The sequence below is a fragment of the Streptomyces capparidis genome (assembly GCF_054782095.1).
Genome location: NZ_BAAGTD010000010.1, coordinates 106878 through 126174 on the forward strand (window position 1 = coordinate 106878; position 19297 = coordinate 126174).

The window sequence follows — 19297 nt, forward strand, 5'->3', positions numbered from 1 at the left end:
CCGCCCGCCCCCCGCACGCGACGCGGGGCCCGGCAAGCGTCCCGACGCAACCCGCAGCCGGCGAGCGCCGCGAGGCACACCCCTCGCGGCCGCCCCCGCACCAGTGCGACGGAAGGGGCCAGCAGTTGAGCATGTACCGCGACCGCAGGCAGTACCGGGACTCGGTGGCCCGCGCCACCATGATGCGGACGGTGAGCCGCCGCGAGCGGCGCTCCCACCTGACCGCGCCCCGGGTGCCCACCGTGGGCATCGACATCGGCGGCACCAAGGTGGCCGCCGGCGTGGTGGACGCGGACGGCAACATCCTGGAGAAGCTGCGCACCGAGACCCCGGACAAGTCCAAGAGCCCCAAGGTCGTCGAGGACACCATCGTCGACCTGGTGCTCGACCTCGCCGACCGGCACGACGTGCACGCCGTCGGCATCGGCGCCGCCGGCTTCGTGGACGCCGACCGGGCCAGGGTGCTGTTCGCCCCGCACCTGTCGTGGCGGGACGAGCCGCTGCGCGAGGCCCTGGTGGAGCGGCTGCTGCTGCCCGTCATCGTGGACAACGACGCCAACGCCGCCGCCTGGGCCGAGTGGCGGTTCGGCGCGGGCCACGGCGAGGACCACCTCGTCATGATCACCCTCGGCACCGGCATCGGCGGCGCCATCCTGGAGGACGGGCAGTTGCGGCGCGGCAGGTGGGGCGTCGCGGGCGAGTTCGGCCACATGCAGGTGGTGCCCGGCGGCCACCGCTGCCCCTGCGGCAACCGCGGCTGCTGGGAGCAGTACTCCTCGGGCAACGCGCTGGTCCGCGAGGCCAGGGAGCTGGCCGCCGCGGACTCCCCGGTCGCGCACGCGATCCTGGACCGGGTCGGCGGCGAGATCGGGGACATCACCGGGCCGCTGATCACCGAGGCGGCCCGCGCGGGCGACCCGATGGCGATAGAGCTGCTCCAGGACGTCGGCCAGTGGCTCGGCGTCGGCATCGCCAACCTGGCCGCGGCCCTCGACCCGAGCTGCTTCGTCATCGGCGGGGGCGTCAGCGCCGCCGACGACCTGCTGATCGGCCCCGCCCGGGAGGCGTACCGCCGCACCCTCACCGGGCGCGGCTTCCGCCCCGAGGCCCGGGTGGTGCGCGCCCAGCTCGGCAACGAGGCCGGGCTGGTCGGCGCCGCCGACCTGGCCCGCCTGGTGGCCCGCCGCTTCCGCCGGGCCAAGCGCAGCCGGGTGGAGCGGTACGCGGGGGTGTTCGACCGATGAACCGGCTCGGCAAGGCCGCGGTCGCGGCCGTGCTGGTCACCATCCCGGCCACCTACCTGGTCGTCGCCTCCTTCCAGAGCCTGGACGGCAGCGAGATGAAGGAGCGGGTGGCCGCCGCCACCTCGCCCCTGCACGGGCGCCCCGACAGCACCACCCGCGACATCTACGAGGTCCCGGTGCCCGGGCGCGCCCAGGCCGCCCGGTTCTTCGAGACCAACTCCTGGCGCAGCAGCTCGCTGTACGTGCGCTTCACCACCGTCCCCGGCGGCCTGGACTGGTTCCTCGGCGAGCTCGGCACCAGCCGCGCCGAGCTGCGGGCCAACGCCGTGCCGATCAGTTGGGAGCAGCAGGAGAAGGTGGGCTGGAACTTCCACGGCGACTGGGCGGCCCGGCAGAAGCTGTACGGCCTGCGGCTCGACCCGCCCCACGACGGCGGCCCGACCCGCTCGCTGGTGGTGAACCTCACCCGGCCCGATCGGCCCGCGGTGTACGTGGTGTCCACGCTCGACTTCTGAGCGCGCGAGGTACCAACGCGGTCCCGGCCCGGGTGCGTCCCGGGCCGGGCCGCCGCGGCGCGCGGGGGAGCCGCGCCCGCCCTCAGGCGGGCACCTCCACCAGCACCCGTCCGCCCACCGTCACCGCGGCGGCGCCCGCCGTGGCGCGGGCCACCCAGGCCGTGAAGTCCGGCACCCGGGCCTCCGGCACCGCCACCTCGACGGCCACCCGCGCCCCGTACCGCACCTCGCGCACCGTGTGCCCGGCCGCGCGCAGCTCGCTCTCCAGCGGGCCCGCGACCGCGTAGTCCGCCTCCGCCGTCACCAGGACGTGCGGCCTGCGCTCCAGCACCCCGACCTGGTCCAGGGCCGCCGACACCGCGGACCCGTACGCCCGGATCAGCCCGCCCGCGCCCAGCTTCACCCCGCCGAACCAGCGGGTGACCACGGCCGCCGTCTGGTCCAGGCCGCGCCGCACCAGCACCTCGAGCATCGGCACGCCCGCGGTGCCGCCCGGCTCGCCGTCGTCGCTCGACTTGCGGACCCGGCCGCCGTCCACCACGTACGCCGAGCAGTTGTGCGTCGCGTTCCAGTGCCGCCTGCGCACCTCGCGGACGAACGCCTGCGCGGCCTCCTCGTCCGCCACCCGGGCCACCGCGCAGCGGAACCGCGACTTCCTGATCTCGATCTCGTGCTCGCCGCCGCCCGCGACGGTCCGCGAGAACGCCCCGCCGGGCTCCGGCACCTGCCCACACTCCCAGGGTGACTGTCCCATCTCCGCCCGCACAGCCTACGCTCGACGGTCAGCCCTCCCCCCGCGACGAAGGACCTCCCCGATGACCGACGTCCCTCTGCTCAGGCACCGGCTGGACGGGCCCGAGGACGCCCCCGCCCTGGTGCTCGGCCCCGCTCTGGGCACCACCGCCCAGATCTGGCAGGAGCAGATAGCCGACCTCGCCAAGTACTGGCGGGTGGTGCGCTACGACCTGCCCGGGCACGGCGGCTCCGCCGCGCACCCGGCGGACAGCGTGGAGGAGCTCGCCGTGCTGCTGCTGGAGCTGCTCGACGCGCTCGGGGTGGAGCGGTTCGGCTACGCCGGGGTCGGCATCGGCGGCTCGGTGGGCACCCTGCTCGCGCTCAGCCACCCGCACCGGGTGGCGTCGCTGGCCCTCATCGGCTCCTCGGCGGGCCCGCCGGGACCGCCGGCCACCTGGCGGGAGCACGCCGTGGTGGTCCGCGCCACCGGCCTGGAGCACGAGGCGCGCACCGCCGCCGCCCGCTGGTTCACCGCCGCCTCCCTGGCCGAGGAGCCCGGCCTGGCCGAGCCGTGCGCGGCCATGGTGCGCACCGTGGACCCCGCCTGCTACGCCGCCTGCTGCGACGCCCTCGCCAAGCACGACCTGCGCGACCAGTTGCCCGCGATCACCGCCCCCACCCTGGTGATCGCCGGGGCGGAGGACACCACGGCGCCGCCCGGGGCCGCCCGCGAGCTGATCGCCGGCATCCCCGACTCCCGGCTCGCCGTCGTCCCCAACGCCGCCCACCTGGCCAACCTCGAACAGCCCGGCCCGGTCACCCAACTGCTGCTGCGCCACTTCGCCGCCACCTGGCGCGAGGCGCCCCCGCCGCCGCCCCCGCCCGCCCCCGAGCCGGTGCACATCCCCGTCCCGGTGCCCGTGCCGGGGACCGAGGGCCGGGACGCCCACGAGGAGGGGATAAAGATCCGCCGCGAGGTGCTGGGCGACGCCCACGTGGACCGCGCCCTGTCCCGCGCCGACGACTTCACCGGCGACTTCCAGGAGTTCGCCACCCGCTACGCCTGGGGCGAGGTGTGGGGCAGGCCGGGCCTGGACCGCCGCACCCGCTCGGTCGTCACCCTCACCGCCCTGGTCGCGCGCGGCCACCTGGAGGAGCTCGAGCTGCACGTCCGGGCGGGCCTGCGCAACGGGCTGAGCCCGGACGAGATCAAGGAGGTGCTGCTGCACACGGCCGTGTACTGCGGGCTGCCCGCGGCGAACTCGGCGTTCGCGGTGGCCCAGCGGGTGATCGCCGCCGAGCGCTGAGCGCGCGGCAGGGATGCGGGAAACCGGCGGATCGGGGCGAGGGCGGCCGCTGACGGGGTACTGGTAGCCGGAGGAACCCGCCCACGGGACACCACAGGCACCACAATGCACACCAGCAACACCTCTCACGGCGGTGCGACCACGCACGGCGGTGAGGCACGCACGGCGGTGTGGCCGTCCACGCCGGTGGGCACACCCGACCGGAACCATCCCGGCAGTAACAGAAGGCAACAGTCACAGAGGTGCGACAGCCATGAAGCTGACCAAGAGGGGCCACGCCTGCATCCGCGTCGAGAAGGACGGCCGCGCGCTCGTCATCGACCCCGGGGCGTTCAGCGAGAAGCACGCGGCCGTGGACGCCGAGGCGCTGCTGGTCACGCACGAGCACCCGGACCACTTCGACGTCGGCAGGCTGCGGGCCGCCCTCGACCGCAACCCCGAGGCCCGGATCTGGACGCTGCGCAGCGTCGCCGACCAGCTCACCGGGATGTTCCCCGGCCGGGTGAACACGGTCGGCGACGGCGACACGTTCACCGCGGCCGGGTTCGAGATCGAGGTGCACGGCCAACTGCACGCGGAGATCCACCCCGACATCCCGCGGATCACCAACATCGGGTTCGTCGTGGACGGCAGCCTGTTCCACCCCGGTGACGCCCTGACCGTGCCCGGCAGGCCCGTGGAGCACCTGATGCTGCCCGTGCACGCGCCCTGGTCCAAGATCGCCGAGGTGCTGGACTACGTCCGGGAGGTCAAGCCCGCGCGGACGTACTCCCTGCACGACGGCCTGCTCTCGGACAACGGCTTCGTCGTCTACGACCGGATGCTCGGCGAGGGCGGCCCCGGCACCGGCGCCACGTTCCGCAGGCTGCTGCCCGGCGAGAGCACCGAGCTGGCCTGACCGGGGGACGGCCGTGCGCCTGCTGCTCACCTCCGACACCCATCTGCCCAAGCGCGCCAACCGGCTCCCCGACGAGCTGCTGGCGGGCCTGGCGGCGGCCGACGTGGTGATCCACGCCGGGGACTGGGTGGACACCGCCACCCTGGACCTGTTCGAGTCCGCCTCCCGGCGCCTGCTCGCGGTGTACGGCAACAACGACGGCCCCGAGCTGCGGGCCAGACTGCCCGAGGTGGCGCGGGCCGAGCTCGGCGGCCTGCGCTTCGGCGTGGTCCACGAGACCGGCCCCGCCCAGGGCCGGGAGCGGCGCTGCGCCGCCCGCTTCCCCGACCTGGACGTCCTCGTCTTCGGCCACAGCCACATCCCCTGGGACACCACCACCGGCACCCTGCGCCTGCTCAACCCCGGCTCCCCGACCGACCGCCGCCGCCAGCCCCACGCGACCTACATGACGGCGGAGGTGCGCGAGGGCACCCTCACCGCGGTCACCCTGCACCCCCTTCCTCGTCGCATCCCCGCCGGCTGAGGGCGGCCGGGGCGGAGCCTCCGGCTCGGGGCTCTGCCTCCTTGTCCTTCGGGGGGCCGGGGCGCGGCTCCGGTGGCCAGGGTGCCGAATCGGGCGCCCGGAAGCCCTGCCTTCCTCCGGGGGCGGAATCCCGCCGGGCCGGAAGCCGTCCCTCCCGGGGTCCGGGGCGGAGCCCCGGTGGGGGGTCCGGGGGGCGGAGCCCCCTGGCCTCCGGAGGAGAGAACCCCCACCCCGCTCACGGACCGGGGTTGTCACAGCCGGGCGGTACATTCGACGGCATGCCCCTGCGAATCGCGACGTGGAACGTCAACTCCGTCACCGCCCGCCTCCCCCGCCTGCTCGCCTGGCTGGAGAACTCGGACACCGACGTGCTGTGCGTGCAGGAGACCAAGTGCACGGCCGAGGCCTTCCCCGCCGAGCCGCTGCGCGACCTGGGCTACGAGTCCGCCGTGGTCGCCGACGGCCGGTGGAACGGGGTGGCGCTGGTGTCCCGGATAGGTCTCGACGACGTGGTGTCCGGCCTGCCCGGCGGCCCCGGCTACCCCGGTGACGAGCAGGAGCCCCGCGCCGTGTCCGCCACCTGCGGCCCGGTGCGGGTGTGGTCGGTGTACGTGCCCAACGGGCGCGAGGTCGGCCACGCCCACTACGAGTACAAGCTGCGCTGGCTGGAGGCGCTGCGCGGCGCCGTCGCGGAGGACGCCGGGGGCGACCGCCCGTTCGCGGTCCTCGGCGACTTCAACATCGCCCCCGCCGACGAGGACGTGTGGGACCGCTCCCTGTTCGACGGCTCCACCCATGTCACGCCCGCCGAGCGGGAGGCGCTGGCCGCCCTGCGCGAGACGGGCCTGGAGGACGTGGTGCCCCGCCCGCTGAAGTACGACCACCCGTACACCTACTGGGACTACCGGGAGCTGTGCTTCCCGAAGAACAAGGGCATGCGCATCGACCTGGTGTACGCCAACAGCCCGTTCGCCAACGCCGTGAAGGACGCCTACGTGGACCGCGAGGAGCGCAAGGGCAAGGGCGCCTCCGACCACGCGCCCGTCGTGGTCGACCTGGACCTGGCCGTCTGAGGGTCGTGGCGGACCCGCTCGACCCGCGCGCCGGCGACGTCCTCGCCCTCAGCCGTCTCGCCGAGCGGCCCGGGGCGGTCCGGGCCATCCTCGACTGGCTGTCCCGGCGCACGGCGGGCACGGCGGCGCTGCTCGCGGAGGACGGGCGGGTGCTGGCCGCCTCCCGGCGCCGCCCCGAGCCGGGTGTCCTCGCCGCGGCGGCGCGGGCCCTGCCGGGGCTGCGCCGCCGCGGCGTGACCTCCGCGGTCGTGCCGGGGGACCGGCCGCACCCGGTGCGGCTGGTCCGCCTCGGCACGGGGGACGACGCGCCCTGCCTGGTGGTGGCCGCCGAGGCCGACGGCGCCCTCCTCGCGGACGCCGCCCGCGTCCTCGGCCTGTGCCGACGGCTGGAGGAGGCCGAGCGCGACCGGGACCGCCTCCGGGCCGCCGAGGCGCACAGCCGCGAGGCCGTCCTGCACCTGCTGATGATCGGGAGCGTGCCCGCCGCGCAGCGCATCGCCGCCACCCTGCGGCCCGCGCTGCCCCCGCTGGCGCGGGTCGCCGTCGTGGAGTGCCCCGCCGGGCGCCGCCCGGGCGTCGCCGCCCGCATCGAGGACGTCACCGGGGGCCGTGCCTGGCTGGTGCCCTGCCCCGTCCGCTCCCGCCACCTCATCGCCCTGCTCCCCGCCGCCGCGGACGCACTGGACGAGCGGATCACCGAGCACCACCCCGAGTGCCGGGTCGGGGTGAGCGCCCAGGTGCCGCTGCGGGAGACCGCCACCGGCTACGAGCAGGCGTTCCACGCCCTGGCCATGGCCCGCCGCCTGCCCGAGCGCCGGGCCGGGTTCGACGGGGCCGCGGAGCTCGCGCCGCTGCTCGGCGCCGCGGGCCGGGCCTGGGCGCACCGGCTGCTGGCCCCCGTGCTGTCCCACACCCCCGCCCGCCGCGCCGACCCCGGGGCGCAGGAACTGCTCGGCACCCTCGCTTCGTGGCTGGCGTTCGAGGGCGCCGCCCACCGCCATCTGAAGATCCACCGCAACACCCTCGCCGCCCGGGTGCGGCTGCTCGGCGACCTGCTCGGCCTGGACCTCACCCGGCTGTCCGGCCAGTCCGCCGCCTGGCTCGCCCTGCGCCTGCACTCCGGCGCTGCCGAGGCCGCCGCGACGCCCGCCGCGCTCCCCGGCCTGCTGGACGACGAGGCGGTGCGGGCCTGGGCCGCGGCCAGGGTGCACCCGCTGGAGCGGCGGGCCGCGCCCGCCACCGCCGTGACGGTCCTCGCCTGGCTGCGCGCCGACGCCCGGCTGCCGGCCGCGGCCGCCGACCTCGGCATCTCGCCCGCCGGCGCCCGCAAGCGCCTGGCCAGGGCGGAGGAGGCCCTGGGCCGCTCCCTGCTCCAGGCGCCCAGCGCCAAGCACGAGCTGTGGCTGGCCTTCGCCGCGCTGGGCCGCTGTGCACCCTGACACCGCGGCGGCGCCTCACCGTGCAGTCCGCTCCTCGCCAGGCCCCGGCGCCGCCTCTAGGGTCCGGAGCAGTGAGGACGGGTACGGACGAATTCCCACCGCGGGGGAGCGGGACTTCGTCCGTTCCCCGCCGCCGCGCCCGCCGGGTCGCGCACACCCGCCGGACCGTGACACCCGCCGGACCGTGACACCAGCCGTCACACCCGCCGGATCATGCACACCCGCGGCCACCGGTCGAGCCCGTGCGCGGCCTCCCGCCGCCGCACGGCGCGCAGCCCCGGCGGCAGCGCCGCGTCGTCCAGCACCCGGAACCCGCAGCGGGCGTAGTAGGGCGCGTTCCACGGCACCTGCGCGAACGTGGTCAGCGTCACCGCCGCCCTGCCCTCGTCCGCGGCGAGGGCGGCCAGGTGCTCGATCAGGCCGCGCCCGATGCCGCGCCGCGCGTGCTCGGGCCGCACCGACACCTGCTCGACGTGGGCGTTGCCGTCCACCACGTCGGCGAGCAGGTACGCCGCGGGCCGGTCGCCGCCGTCCACCGCCACCCAGGCCCGGCCCGCCCGCTGGTACCGGGCCAGCTCGGCGACGGGCAGCGGCTCGTCGTCGGCGATCGCCGCCATGCCGATCCCGCGGAAGCACTCCCCGGCGGCCCGCTCGATGACCCGCAGCTCCTCGAGCTCCTCCGCCCGGCACCGCCGGATCACCGCCCGCTCCACAGCATCACGTTGGAGAACAGCTCCGCCTGCTCCACCGCGTCGTCCAGCGCGTGGTGGGTGTGCCGGGCCCGGGGCAGCACCCGCGGGGACATCGACCGCTTGGCCACGCTCCCCAGCGGCACGCCCGCCCGGGCGGCGTACAGCGTCTTGACGTCCATGCACCGGGAGTGCCCGAACGGGCTGGAGCCGGTGAACCGCGTCAGGTACCAGTGCACGAACATCCAGTCGTAGACCGCCGGGTACCCGGTGAACACCGCCTGCGCCCCCTCGCGGACCTCCTCCACCCAGGCGGCGAACTCCGCCATGGCCACCGCGGGCTCGGCCCCCTCCGCGGCCAGCCGGTCCCGGTCGAGTCCGCCGACGGCCAGCGCCTCGGGCACGAACTCCTCCCCGACGGGCCGCAGCTCCCGGTAAAAGGTGCGCTCCCGGGGATCGGCCGGCGCGTACCCGTCCGCGTCCTGCCGCCCGGCGACGGCGGCCCCGAGGCTGAGCATGGAGTAGGGCCCGGGAATGGGCCCGTCCGCCTCCACGTCCACCGAGATGTACACGCTGGCCCGCACCGCACGCTTTCCCATGGGGAACGGTCTACCGCCCCGGCGGCCGCCGGCTCCACCGAATTGCCGCCGCCGGGGGTGCCCGAACAACACAGCTAGCGGGTCGGCTTCACCACCATCGCCGAGCCCCCGCCCCTGCGGGTGGTCTCCGCGGCGGCGAGCCAGCGGCCGTCCGCCAGGCGCTGCACGCCGGTCGCCGCGCCGATCTCGGCGGTGTCCGAGAAGGAGTGGCCGAGCTTCTCCAGCTCGGTGCGGGCGAACGCCGGTTCGGCCTGGGTGGCCGCGGCGTTGCGCTGGCTGGCGCGGGGCGCGGCGATCGCGTCCACCAGGGGCAGGCCGCGGTCCACGTGGCCGGTGAGGACCTGGAGGACGGTGGTGATGATGGTGGCGCCGCCGGGGGAGCCGAGGGCGAGGACCGGCTCGCCGTCGTCCAGGACGATGGTGGGCGCCATCGAGGAGCGCGGCCGCTTGCCCGGGCCCGGCAGGTTCGGGTCGGGGACGGACGGGTTCGCCCGGGTGAAGGAGAAGTCCGTCAGCTCGTTGTTGAGGATGAAGCCGCGGCCGGGGACGGTGATGCCGCTGCCGCCGGTCTGCTCGATGGTCAGGGTGTAGGCGACGACGTTGCCCCAGCGGTCGGCGACGGTCAGGTGCGTGGTGCTCGTGCCCTCGTAGGGGTCGGCGGCGGGCTCGCCCGCGGTGGCGCACGGCTTCGGCGAGCGCGGGTCGCCGGGGGCGAGCGGGCTGGTGAGGGCCGCGTCCGGGCTGATCAGGCAGGCGCGGGAGTCGGCGAACTCCTGGGAGAGCAGCCCCTGGGTGGGCACGTCGGAGAAGGCGGGGTCGCCGACCCAGCGGTTGCGGTCGGCGAACGCGATGCGGCTCGCCTCCAGGTAGCGGTGCAGGTACTGGGTCCGGCCGAGCCGGGACAGGTCCCAGCGCTCCAGGATGTTCAGGGCCTCGCCGACGGTGGTGCCGCCGGAGGAGGACGGGGCCATGCCGTACACGTCCAGGCCGCGGTAGGAGACGCGGGTGGGCTTCTGGTCGCGGACGCGGTACTTCGCCACGTCGGACAGCCGCATGTCGCCGGCGCGGACCTCGCGGGCGGCGTCCGGGGCGACGGGCGGCTTGCGGACGGTGTTCACCACGTCCTGCCCGAGCCGCCCGCCGTACAGCCAGCCGGTGCCCTTGCGGCCCAGCTCCTTGTAGGTGCGGGCCAGGTCGGGGTTGCGCAGGACGCTGCCGACCCGGGGCAGCTCGCCGCCCGGCAGGAACAGGCGCACCGTCTCCGGGAAGGCGCGGAACCTGGCCTCGTTGTCGGCGGTCTGGCGGCGGAACGTCTCGTCCACCACGAAGCCGTCGCGGGCCAGGCGCTCGGCGGGACCCAGCGTCTGCCGCAGCGACTTGGTGCCCCACTTGTCCAGGGCGCGCTGCCAGGTGGCGGGGGTGCCGGGGACACCGACGCTCAGGCCGCTGGTGACGGCCTCGTCGAACGGGATCGGCCGGCCGTCCTCCACGAACAGGTCCGCGGTGGCGCTGCCCGGGGCGGTCTCCCGGCCGTCGATGGTGTGCACCCGGCCCGTCCTGGCGTCGTGGTACACGAAGTAGCCGCCGCCGCCGACCCCGGCCGAGTACGGCTCGGTGACGCCGAGCGCGGCCGCGGTGGCGACGGCGGCGTCCACCGCGTTGCCGCCGTCGCGCAGCACCTGGATGCCCGCGGCGGACGCGTCCGGGTCCACGCTGGAGACGGCGCCGCCGTGGCCGACCGCGACGGGCGACTTGGGCGGCGGGGCGGGGGTGGCGGTGCTCGCCCCGGCCGGGGCGGCGGCCACCAGGCCGGACAGGACGGCCCCCGCGGCCAGCAGGGCGGTGGGCGCGGAACGGCGGCGGGTCGCGGCGGTGGGCACGATGGTCCTCCTCGGGCGTTGGCCAACGCGGGCCGGTTCGGCAGCCTAGCCGGGGCGGAGCCGGTCCGTCAGGAACCGGGCGGGGCGAGTCGGCCGCCCGCACGCCGGGGCGCGGGCCCCGGCGGGATTCCCCCACCCGGCGCCGCCGGCGCCCGGCGGATGCGGCACGACGAGTACGCCCACCCGGACGGCGAGGTGACGCTCCACCGGCGAGCGCGGCGCCGACCACGGCCCGACCGCGTTCGCCACCGGCCGGGCCCGGCCGGTGGCGGGCCCGGCCACCGGGCCCGCGCAGGGGGCCGCCCGGTACGGCCCGGTCCGCGACAGCGGCGGCACCGCGCCGGGGGGGCGAGCTCCTCTCGAACAAACGCCCGTGTGTCGCTACGATCCCGGGCTCATGGACGACACCGTGGCGCAGATCGTGCTCGGCGTGGCCGCCAGCGCGGTGAGCGCCGCGCTCGGATGGTTCGCGCGCCGGGCGGCCGCCCGCCGCGCGCTGCGCCGCAGGCAGCGCTTCCTCGGCCTGCCCCGGGGCTCGGAGTGCCTGCTGGTCGTCAACCAGGACGCCGGGGCGCGGGAGGGCCAGACGTTCGTCGCGCGCGGCGACGTCTTCGCCCTGCTGGAGCTGTCCGCGCTGATCAAGGAGTGCGGGGCCAACATGGAGATGGTGGGCCACGACGCCGCGCAGCCGGGCATCGGCGCGCGCACCGAGTTCTGCGTGGGGGGCCCGCTGTCGAACCGCCGTGCCGCGGCGCACCTGGCGGCCTTCCTGCCCGGTGTGCGGGTGGAGGTCACCGACCCGGACACGTCCCCGCCCCGCACCGCGTTCACCATCGGCGGCGAGACCTACGAGATGCGCCCCGGCGAGGTGGAGTACGCGCTGCTGGCCCGGGTGGCCGCGGGCGAGGAGGGCCGTCCGGTCTTCCTCGCCTGCGGCCAGCGCGCCGTGGACAACCAGGCCGCCGTCCGCTACCTGGCCCGCCACCACCGCGAGCTGGCCCGCGGGCACGGCAGGGACGGCACCTTCTGCCTGCTGCTGCGGGTGCGCGGCTCCCGCGCGTACGGCCCCGACCTGGTGGAGGTGGTGGGCGACGTCACCCGGCAGGCGCGCACCGCGCCCGCCCCGCCGCCGGGCGAGGGCTGACGCGGCGCGGCGGCGGGACGGGCGGAACGGGCCGGGCGCCGCCGGGCCCGGTCAGGTGATGCCCGTCAGCGCCGCCATCGGCGGCAGGATCAGCAGGATGAGCAGCGCGCCCAGCACGTCGAAGGTGATCCCGGAGCGGATCATCGTCGGGATGGGCACCACGCCGGAGCCGTAGACGATGGCGTTCTGCGGCGTGGACACCGGCAGCATGAAGCCGAACGACGCCGCGAACGTCGCCGCGAGCGCGGGTGTGATCGGATCGACCCCCGCCGCCACCGCGATGGGGATGATGATCGGCACGACCACCGAGGCGGAGGCGGTGTTGCTGGTGGTCTCCGACACCAGCACGGCCAGCACGACCGCGAACGCGGTGATGGCGAAGGTGCTGGACAGGCCGAGCGCGTCGGAGGAGGAGTCGCCGATGGTCTCGGCCAGGCCGGTGTCCTCCAGCAGCGCGCCGAAGATGATGCCGGTGCCGAACAGCAGGATGGTGCCCCAGTCGATGCGGGCGGCGTCGCTCCAGTTCAGGGTGTACTCGCGGCGGCCCCAGTCGGTGGGCAGCAGGAAGAGCAGGGAGGCGCCGAGCACGGCCACCACGCCCTCGTTGAGCCGCCCGCTGACCGTGTCGTACACCGAGGACTCGGTGCCCGCGACCAGCGCGACCACGCCGGGCGTCATCCACAGCGTGACCGTCACCCCGAACGCGAACAGGGTGTTCCGCTCGGCGCGGGACATCGGCCCGAGCGCGGCGCGCTCGGCCGCCACGTACTCCTCCACGCCCTCGATCCGCCGGATCTCCGGCCGGTTGAGCAGCAGCAGGACCACGGCGAGCGCGACGAACATCAGCGCGCACACCGGCACCGCCGTGCCCATCCACTGCGCGAAGGAGATCTTCTCCCCGGTGGCCTCCTCGATCAGGCCGCGCCCGATGAGGTTCGGCGGGGACCCGACGGGGGTGAGCAGGCCGCCGACGCTGGCGCCGTAGGCGAGCATCAGCATCAGGGCCGCGCCGACCCGCAGCCGCAGCGGGTCGAAGTCCGGCGCCACCAGGCCCCGGTCCTGGAGCATCTTGGCGATGACCGCGAGCATGCCGAGCGCGGTGGGCAGCAGCATCGCCACGGTGGCGGTGTTGGAGACGAACGCGGACAGCAGGCAGGTGATGCCGCCGAACGCGACCACCACGCCGAAGGTGGAGCGGCCCACCCCGGGCAGCGACAGGATCCGGAAGGCGAACCGCCGGGCGACGCCGTGCGTGAGCATCGCCTGGGCGAGGATGAACGCCCCGATGAAGGTGAACACCGTGGACGAGCCGAACGGCGCCAGCGCCTCCGACGCGGGAGCCACGCCGAGCAGCACGACGCAGCCCACCCCGATGAGGCCGCCGACGGGTATCGGCACCGGCTCGGTGATCCACAGCACGATCACGCCGAGCAGGATCGCGGCCAGCGTCTGCTGCTTGGCGCCGATGTCCAGCGGCAGGGCGAGGAAGACCACGGTGATCAGCGGGGCGAGCCACAGGCCCGTGGTCCTGCGGGCGCGTTCGAATCTCTCCTCGGCGGGGGAGAGCCGCTGCTCGCCGAGGCTGCGGTAGGTGGCGTGGCCCAGCAGGGCCTGGTCCACGTCCGTCCTCGGGCGTGCGGGTTTGCCTGGCAGGTCGTGCGAGCTCATCGGGCCGCTCCTTCGGGGCCGGGGCCCGCCGCGCGGGCGGGCGCCTTGCGCTGACGATCCTTCGGTCGTCGCCGGACGGGTCGTCGCCGGACGGGTCACTGGGGGATGGTCGTGGACGGCTGGTCGGGGTCGGCTGGAGCCGGAGGGCCGGGTGGGTCGGGCGGGCCCTGCGGGGCCCGCGGTGGCGGTGGTGCGGAGCCGGGGCGGGCACCTGGCGTCCGGGCGCGCGAGGGCGCGCCTGCCCGCGGCCGCGGCAGGCGGCAGTTGCTGTGGCCGCCGTCACACCGGGCCGAGGGCTCCGATCATGGAAGGCGCACCCGCCGCCTGTCGACCCTCCGGACAGGGCCGGTCCCGTGGGCGCCGCCCGCCGCAGCCGTCGGCGGCCGTCCTGGACGCCCCGGCGGGCGCGTTGCTTCAATCGCCGCCATGACGAGCCACAGCATCGCCGTGATCCCCGGGGACGGCATCGGCACCGAGGTCACGCCCGCCGCCCAGCAGGTCCTGGACGCCGTGGGGCGCGGGTACGGGATCACCTTCGCCTACCAGGAGTTCGACTGGTCCTGCGCGACCTGGCGGCGGGAGGGCGCCATGATGCCCGACGACGGCCTGGAGCGGTTGCGCGGCCACGACGCGGTGCTCCTCGGCGCGGTCGGCGCGCCCGACGTGCCGGACCACGTCTCGCTGTGGGGGCTGCTCATCCCGATCCGCCGGGGGTTCCGGCAGTACGTCAACCTCAGACCGGCCAAGGTCTTCCGCGGCGTGGAGAGCCCGCTGCGCTCCGCCGGTCCCGGGTCGGTGGACCTGGTGGTGGTGCGGGAGAACACCGAGGGCGAGTACAGCGAGATCGGCGGGCGCCTGAACCGGGGCTTCCCCGAGGAGCTGGCCGTGCAGGAGGCGGTGTTCACGCGGGCGGGCGTGACCCGGATCGTGGACTACGCGTTCGCCCTGGCGGGGCGGCGCGGCGGGCATGTGACGTCGGCGACGAAGTCCAACGGGATCGTGCACACCCTGCCGTTCTGGGACGAGCTGGTCCGCGAGCGCGCCGCCGCGTTCCCCGGCGTGCGCTGGGACCAGGAGCACATCGACGCGCTGTGCGCCAAGCTGGTGCTCGACCCGGGCCGCTTCGACGTGATCGTGGGCTCGAACCTGTTCGGCGACATCCTCAGCGACCTCGCCGCCGCCGTGTGCGGCAGCATCGGCATCGCGCCGTCGGCCAACCTCAACCCGGAGCGGGAGTTCCCCTCGATGTTCGAGCCCGTGCACGGCTCGGCGCCGGACATCGCGGGGCGGGGCGTGGCCAACCCCGTCGGCGCGATCTGGTCGGCGGCGCTGATGCTGGACCACCTGGGCCACCCCGGGGCGGCGGCCCGGGTGCTGGACGCGATCGCGGGGGCGCTGGCGGAGACGGACGTGCGCACGCCGGACCTGGGCGGGTCGGCGACGACGGAGGAGTTCACCCGGGAGGTGCTGCGGCGGGTGGGCTGACCGGGCGGACGGCGCGGGCGGGGCGGGCCCGGAGCGCGGGGCCCGCCCGCTTCATGTCAAAAGCGTGATTTGTTCACGTTACGCGAAACACGCTCTTCTTCGTTGAGTAACCGGTGCGGTATTGCCACAGTGGTGGCCAGGGCTTACGTTCCCGCTACCCGCGTGGACCGCGACCGCGGACCGGGCGGGGGGATCGTGACGCCGCCTCCTCCTCAAGGAGTGCCCATGCCCAACATCGTGCGCGCCGCCCTCGTCCAGGCGAAGTGGACCGGCGACAGCGAGTCCATGATCCAGGTGCACGAGGCCCACGCCCGCACCGCCGCGGCGCAGGGTGCGCGGGTGATCGGCTTCCAGGAGGTGTTCAACGCGCCGTACTTCTGCCAGGTCCAGGAGGCCGAGCACTACCGCTGGGCCGAGCCGGTGCCCGACGGGCCCACCGTCCGCAGGATGCAGGACCTGGCCCGGGAGACCGGCATGGTGATCGTCGTCCCGGTGTACGAGGTGGAGGGCTCCGGCTTCTACTACAACACCGCGGCCGTCATCGACGCCGACGGCACCTACCTCGGCAAGTACCGCAAGCACCACATCCCGCAGGTCAAGGGCTTCTGGGAGAAGTACTACTTCCGGCCGGGCAACCTGGGCTGGCCGGTGTTCGACACCGCCGTCGGCCGCGTCGGGGTGTACATCTGCTACGACCGGCACTTCCCCGAGGGCTGGCGGGCGCTGGGCCTGGCCGGGGCCCAGTTGGTCTACAACCCGTCGGCGACCTCCCGCAGCCTGTCGTCGTACCTGTGGCAGCTCGAGCAGCCCGCCGCCGCCGTCGCCAACGAGTACTTCATCGCCGCGATCAACCGCGTCGGCGTGGAGGAGTACGGCGACAACGACTTCTACGGCACCAGCTACTTCGTGGACCCGCGCGGGCGGTTCGTGGGCGGGACGGCCTCCGACACCGACGAGGAGCTGCTCGTCCGCGACCTGGACTTCGACCTGATCGACGAGGTCAGGCAGCAGTGGGCGTTCTACCGGGATCGCAGGCCGGACGCGTACGGGGGGCTGGTGGAGCCGTGACGGACAGCGAGACGGGAGCGGGCATGGCGGCGGACGAGGGCGCGCACGAGCGGCTGCTGAAGCGGCACCGGGCGGTGATGCCCGACTGGCAGGCGCTGTACTACGAGCGGCCGATCGAGATCACCCACGGCGAGGGCCGCCGTGTGTGGGACGCCGAGGGCCGCCGCTACCTGGACTTCTTCGGCGGCATCCTCACCACCATGACCGCGCACGCCCTGCCCGAGGTGACCGCCGCGGTGCGGGAGCAGGCCGGGAGGATCCTGCACACCTCCACCGTCTACCTCACCCGCCACGCCGTGGACCTGGCCGAGCGCATCGCCGCGCTGTCCGGCATCGAGGACCCCCGGGTGTTCTTCACCACCTCCGGCACCGAGGCGAACGACACCGCGCTGCTGCTGGCCACCGCCCACCGCGGCTCCAACCAGGTGCTGGCGATGCGCAACAGCTACCACGGCAGGTCGTTCTCCGCGGTCGGCATCACCGGGCACACGAGCTGGTCGCCGACCAGCCTCTCCCCGCTCCAGACGCTGTGGGCGCACGGCGGCGTGCGGTCCGCCGGGCCGTTCGCGCACCTGCCGGACGCGGAGTTCGTCCAGGCGTGCGTGGCGGACCTGGAGGACCTGCTCGGCCAGGTGCGGGGCAACGTCGCGGCGCTGATCGCCGAGCCGATCCAGGGCGTCGGCGGCTTCACCTCGCCACCCGACGGGCTGTACGCGGCGTTCAAGGAGGTCTTGGACCGGCACGGCATCCTGTGGATCAGCGACGAGGTGCAGACCGGCTGGGGCCGCACCGGCGAGCACTTCTGGGGCTGGCAGGCGCACGCCGCCGCGGGCCCGCCCGACATCCTCACCTTCGCCAAGGGCCTCGGCAACGGCCTGTCCATGGGCGGTGTGGTGGCCCGCGCCGAGGTCATGAACTGCCTGGACGCCAACTCGCTGTCCACGTTCGGCGGCAGCCCGATCACCACCGCCGGGGCGCTGGCGAACCTCACCCACCTGATCGAGAACGACCTCCAGGGCAACGCGCGGCGCGTCGGCGGGCTGCTGCTGAACCGGGTGCGCGCCGCCGCGGCGGGCCTGCCCGAGGTGCGCGAGGTGCGCGGGCGCGGGCTGATGATCGGCATCGAGCTGTCGGACGGGGCCGCCGCGGGCGCGGTGCTCGAGGCCGCCCGCGAGGGCGGGCTGCTCGTCGGCAGGGGCGGGCGCGGTGGCAGCGTGCTGCGGATAGCGCCACCGCTGAGCCTCACCGTCGCCGAGGCGGAGGAGGGCGTGGAGATCCTGGAGAGCGCGCTGCGGCGGACGGAGAAGGCGCACGCCTGAACGCGCCCCGCCGGGCGGCACGGCTCAGGCAGGCCTTCGGGCGAGGCGCCCGGGGCGGCGGGATCCGGGCGGGCAGTGCCCGTTCGGGGCCCGCCGTGCCCCCGCCGTGCCCCGCGCGTCTGCGCCACTCGCACGGAAACATGATCGTTTCGGGTGATTGACACACCCCTATTGCCACCGAGGGTGACGAGCTCTACGTTACCTGGACCGCACCCCTTCGCCCGCAGTACCGGAAAAGGCCCAGGCCAGCAGGGCCGATCCGCCGGACGACGCTTCGAGGAGGGCTCCGCACATGCCACGCACCGTCATCCGGGGCGGCCTGGTCATCACCGCGGCCGACGAGACACACGCCGACGTGCTGGTCGAGGACGGCCGCGTCGCCGCGCTCGCCGCCCACGACTCCGACGCCGCCCGCGGCTGGACCGCCGAGCGCGTCATCGACGCCACCGGCCTGTACGTCATCCCGGGCGGCGTGGACGCCCACACCCACATGGAGCTGCCGTTCGGCGGCACGTCCGCCTCGGACACCTTCGAGACCGGCACCCGCGCCGCCGCCTGGGGCGGCACCACCACCATCGTCGACTTCGCCGTGCAGTCCGTGGGCGGCGGCCTGAGGGAGGGCCTGGACGCCTGGCACGCCAAGGCCGAGGGCGTGTGCGCCGTCGACTACGGCTTCCACATGATCCTCGCCGACGTCAACGAGGACACCCTCAAGGAGATGGACGTCCTCGTCGAGTCCGGTGTCACCAGTTTCAAGCTCTTCATGGCGTATCCGGGCGTCTTCTACAGCGACGACGGCCGGATCCTGCGGGCCATGCAGCGCTGCGCCGCCAACGGCGGCCTGATCATGATGCACGCCGAGAACGGCATCGCCATCGACGTCCTGGTCGAGCAGGCCCTGGCCGCGGGGAAGACCGACCCCCGCTACCACGGCGAGGTCCGCAAGGCCCTGCTGGAGTCCGAGGCCACCCACCGCGCCATCCAGCTCTCCCGCGTCGCCGGGTCCCCGCTGTACGTGGTGCACGTCTCCGCCGCCGAGGCCGTCGCCGAACTCGCCCGGGCCCGCGACATGGGCCTCAACGTCTTCGGCGAGACCTGCCCGCAGTACCTGTTCCTGTCCACCGACAACCTCGCGGAACCCGGCTTCGAGGGCGCCAAGTACGTCTGCTCGACCCCGCTGCGCCCCCGTGAGCACCAGGCCGCGCTGTGGCGGGCGCTGCGCACCGACGACCTGTCGGTGGTCTCCACCGACCACTGCCCGTTCTGCTTCACGGGCCAGAAGGAGCTGGGCCGCGGCGACTTCTCCAAGATCCCCAACGGTCTGCCGGGCGTGGAGAACCGCATGGACCTGCTCCACCAGGCCGTCCTCGACGGGCACATCTCCCGCCGCCGCTGGATCGAGATCGCCTGCGCCACCCCCGCGCGCATGTTCGGCCTCTATCCGCGCAAGGGCACCATCGCGCCCGGCTCGGACGCCGACATCGTGCTGTACGACCCGCACACCCCGCAGGTGATCTCGGCCGCCACCCACCACATGAACGTCGACTACTCCGCGTACGAGGGCAGGCAGGTCACCGGCCAGGTCCGCACGGTCCTCTCCCGCGGTGTGCCGGTCCTGGACAACCGCGCCTGGGTCGGCCGCCCCGGGCACGGCAGGTTCCTGCCCCGCGGCACCTGCCAGTACCTGATCTGACCCACCCCCACCCCGACC

17 protein-coding genes are annotated in these 19297 nt (G+C 75.1%); 12 read left to right on the forward strand and 5 right to left on the reverse strand.

The genetic code is table 11. The features are described from left to right. The first annotated feature begins 125 nt into the window (after window positions 1–125). Together ACYVO2_RS11060 and ACYVO2_RS11065 are read left to right on the forward strand one after the other, a co-directional pair. Window positions 126–1244, forward strand: coding sequence for an ROK family glucokinase (locus ACYVO2_RS11060; RefSeq protein ID WP_461007502.1), 1119 nt, complete (start codon window positions 126–128; stop codon window positions 1242–1244). Beyond that, the gene (locus ACYVO2_RS11065) at window positions 1241–1759 is read left to right on the forward strand and encodes a hypothetical protein (protein WP_461007503.1); all 519 of its coding nucleotides are present in this window, start codon (window positions 1241–1243) and stop codon (window positions 1757–1759) included. Before ACYVO2_RS11060 ends, ACYVO2_RS11065 begins: the two co-directional genes overlap by 4 nt. An 82-nt stretch (window positions 1760–1841) precedes the next feature. Here ACYVO2_RS11065 and ACYVO2_RS11070 read toward each other — a convergent pair whose 3' ends face one another. Further along, window positions 1842–2513, reverse strand: coding sequence for a YigZ family protein (locus tag ACYVO2_RS11070; protein WP_461007504.1), 672 nt, complete (start codon window positions 2511–2513; stop codon window positions 1842–1844). A gap of 61 nt (window positions 2514–2574) precedes the next feature. Between ACYVO2_RS11070 and pcaDC the strand changes: the two genes are divergently transcribed. The 5 genes from pcaDC to ACYVO2_RS11095 all read left to right on the forward strand — a co-directional run bounded on the left by pcaDC (window position 2575) and on the right by ACYVO2_RS11095 (window position 7734). Next, window positions 2575–3801, forward strand: coding sequence for a bifunctional 3-oxoadipate enol-lactonase/4-carboxymuconolactone decarboxylase PcaDC (pcaDC, locus tag ACYVO2_RS11075; protein ID WP_461007505.1), 1227 nt, complete (start codon window positions 2575–2577; stop codon window positions 3799–3801). A gap of 253 nt (window positions 3802–4054) precedes the next feature. Then, entirely contained in the window at window positions 4055–4699 is a 645-nt protein-coding gene (locus ACYVO2_RS11080; RefSeq protein WP_461007506.1) for an MBL fold metallo-hydrolase, read from the forward strand. Window positions 4700–4712: 13 nt separating this feature from the next. Then, window positions 4713–5222, forward strand: coding sequence for a metallophosphoesterase family protein (locus ACYVO2_RS11085; protein ID WP_461007507.1), 510 nt, complete (start codon window positions 4713–4715; stop codon window positions 5220–5222). A 284-nt stretch (window positions 5223–5506) separates the two neighbouring features. Then, window positions 5507–6295 carry an exodeoxyribonuclease III gene (locus tag ACYVO2_RS11090; RefSeq protein WP_461007574.1) on the forward strand — a complete coding sequence of 263 codons (789 nt, stop codon included), beginning with the start codon at window positions 5507–5509 and terminating at the stop codon, window positions 6293–6295. 5 nt (window positions 6296–6300) lie between these two features. Next, on the forward strand, window positions 6301–7734 hold the full coding sequence (locus tag ACYVO2_RS11095; RefSeq protein ID WP_461007508.1) for a helix-turn-helix domain-containing protein: 1434 nt from the start codon (window positions 6301–6303) through the stop codon (window positions 7732–7734). 197 nt (window positions 7735–7931) lie between these two features. Here the strand turns inward: ACYVO2_RS11095 and ACYVO2_RS11100 are convergent, their stop codons facing one another. The 3 genes from ACYVO2_RS11100 to ggt all read right to left on the reverse strand — a co-directional run bounded on the left by ACYVO2_RS11100 (window position 7932) and on the right by ggt (window position 10857). Beyond that, entirely contained in the window at window positions 7932–8435 is a 504-nt protein-coding gene (locus tag ACYVO2_RS11100; RefSeq protein WP_461007509.1) for a GNAT family N-acetyltransferase, read from the reverse strand. Further along, window positions 8432–9022 (reverse strand): 3'-5' exonuclease, encoded by a 591-nt coding sequence (locus ACYVO2_RS11105; protein WP_461007510.1) that lies wholly within the window; start codon window positions 9020–9022, stop codon window positions 8432–8434. Before ACYVO2_RS11105 ends, ACYVO2_RS11100 begins: the two co-directional genes overlap by 4 nt. Window positions 9023–9096: 74 nt before the next feature. Further along, on the reverse strand, window positions 9097–10857 hold the full coding sequence (gene ggt / locus ACYVO2_RS11110) for a gamma-glutamyltransferase (RefSeq protein ID WP_461007575.1): 1761 nt from the start codon (window positions 10855–10857) through the stop codon (window positions 9097–9099). Window positions 10858–11299: 442 nt separating this feature from the next. Here ggt and ACYVO2_RS11115 point away from each other — a divergent pair, with 442 nt between their 5' ends. After that, complete coding sequence (locus tag ACYVO2_RS11115) at window positions 11300–12046, forward strand: hypothetical protein (protein ID WP_461007511.1); 747 nt, start codon at window positions 11300–11302, stop codon at window positions 12044–12046. 51 nt (window positions 12047–12097) lie between these two features. Here the strand turns inward: ACYVO2_RS11115 and ACYVO2_RS11120 are convergent, their stop codons facing one another. Beyond that, window positions 12098–13714: an SLC13 family permease gene (locus ACYVO2_RS11120; protein WP_461007512.1), complete on the reverse strand. Its 1617-nt coding sequence runs from the start codon at window positions 13712–13714 to the stop codon at window positions 12098–12100. 426 nt (window positions 13715–14140) lie between these two features. Between ACYVO2_RS11120 and ACYVO2_RS11125 the strand changes: the two genes are divergently transcribed. The 4 genes from ACYVO2_RS11125 (at window position 14141) to hydA (ending at window position 19279) form a co-directional block, all read left to right on the forward strand. Next, a complete protein-coding gene (locus ACYVO2_RS11125) occupies window positions 14141–15199 on the forward strand; it encodes a tartrate dehydrogenase (protein WP_461007513.1) in 1059 nt (352 codons plus the stop codon). A 225-nt stretch (window positions 15200–15424) separates the two neighbouring features. Then, window positions 15425–16267 (forward strand): nitrilase-related carbon-nitrogen hydrolase, encoded by an 843-nt coding sequence (locus ACYVO2_RS11130; RefSeq protein ID WP_461007514.1) that lies wholly within the window; start codon window positions 15425–15427, stop codon window positions 16265–16267. Window positions 16268–16290: 23 nt separating this feature from the next. Beyond that, window positions 16291–17586, forward strand: a complete 1296-nt coding sequence (locus tag ACYVO2_RS11135; RefSeq protein WP_461007576.1) for an aspartate aminotransferase family protein — start codon at window positions 16291–16293, stop codon at window positions 17584–17586. A gap of 292 nt (window positions 17587–17878) precedes the next feature. Next, the gene (gene hydA / locus ACYVO2_RS11140; RefSeq protein WP_461007515.1) at window positions 17879–19279 is read left to right on the forward strand and encodes a dihydropyrimidinase; all 1401 of its coding nucleotides are present in this window, start codon (window positions 17879–17881) and stop codon (window positions 19277–19279) included. Window positions 19280–19297: the final 18 nt, after the last annotated feature.

Bases quoted from the DNA above. Each gene is read 5' to 3' on its own strand.
- ACYVO2_RS11080 (WP_461007506.1), top strand. From the start codon at position 4,055: ATGAAGCTGACCAAGAGGGGCCACGCCTGCATCCGCGTCGAGAAGGAC.
- ACYVO2_RS11070 (WP_461007504.1), bottom strand. From the start codon at position 2,513: ATGGGACAGTCACCCTGGGAGTGTGGGCAGGTGCCGGAGCCCGGCGGG.
- ACYVO2_RS11135 (WP_461007576.1), top strand. From the start codon at position 16,291: ATGGCGGCGGACGAGGGCGCGCACGAGCGGCTGCTGAAGCGGCACCGG.
- ACYVO2_RS11065 (WP_461007503.1), top strand. From the start codon at position 1,241: ATGAACCGGCTCGGCAAGGCCGCGGTCGCGGCCGTGCTGGTCACCATC.
- ACYVO2_RS11120 (WP_461007512.1), bottom strand. From the start codon at position 13,714: ATGAGCTCGCACGACCTGCCAGGCAAACCCGCACGCCCGAGGACGGAC.
- hydA (WP_461007515.1), top strand. From the start codon at position 17,879: ATGCCACGCACCGTCATCCGGGGCGGCCTGGTCATCACCGCGGCCGAC.
- pcaDC (WP_461007505.1), top strand. From the start codon at position 2,575: ATGACCGACGTCCCTCTGCTCAGGCACCGGCTGGACGGGCCCGAGGAC.
- ACYVO2_RS11125 (WP_461007513.1), top strand. From the start codon at position 14,141: ATGACGAGCCACAGCATCGCCGTGATCCCCGGGGACGGCATCGGCACC.
- ACYVO2_RS11130 (WP_461007514.1), top strand. From the start codon at position 15,425: ATGCCCAACATCGTGCGCGCCGCCCTCGTCCAGGCGAAGTGGACCGGC.
- ACYVO2_RS11115 (WP_461007511.1), top strand. From the start codon at position 11,300: ATGGACGACACCGTGGCGCAGATCGTGCTCGGCGTGGCCGCCAGCGCG.
- ACYVO2_RS11105 (WP_461007510.1), bottom strand. From the start codon at position 9,022: ATGGGAAAGCGTGCGGTGCGGGCCAGCGTGTACATCTCGGTGGACGTG.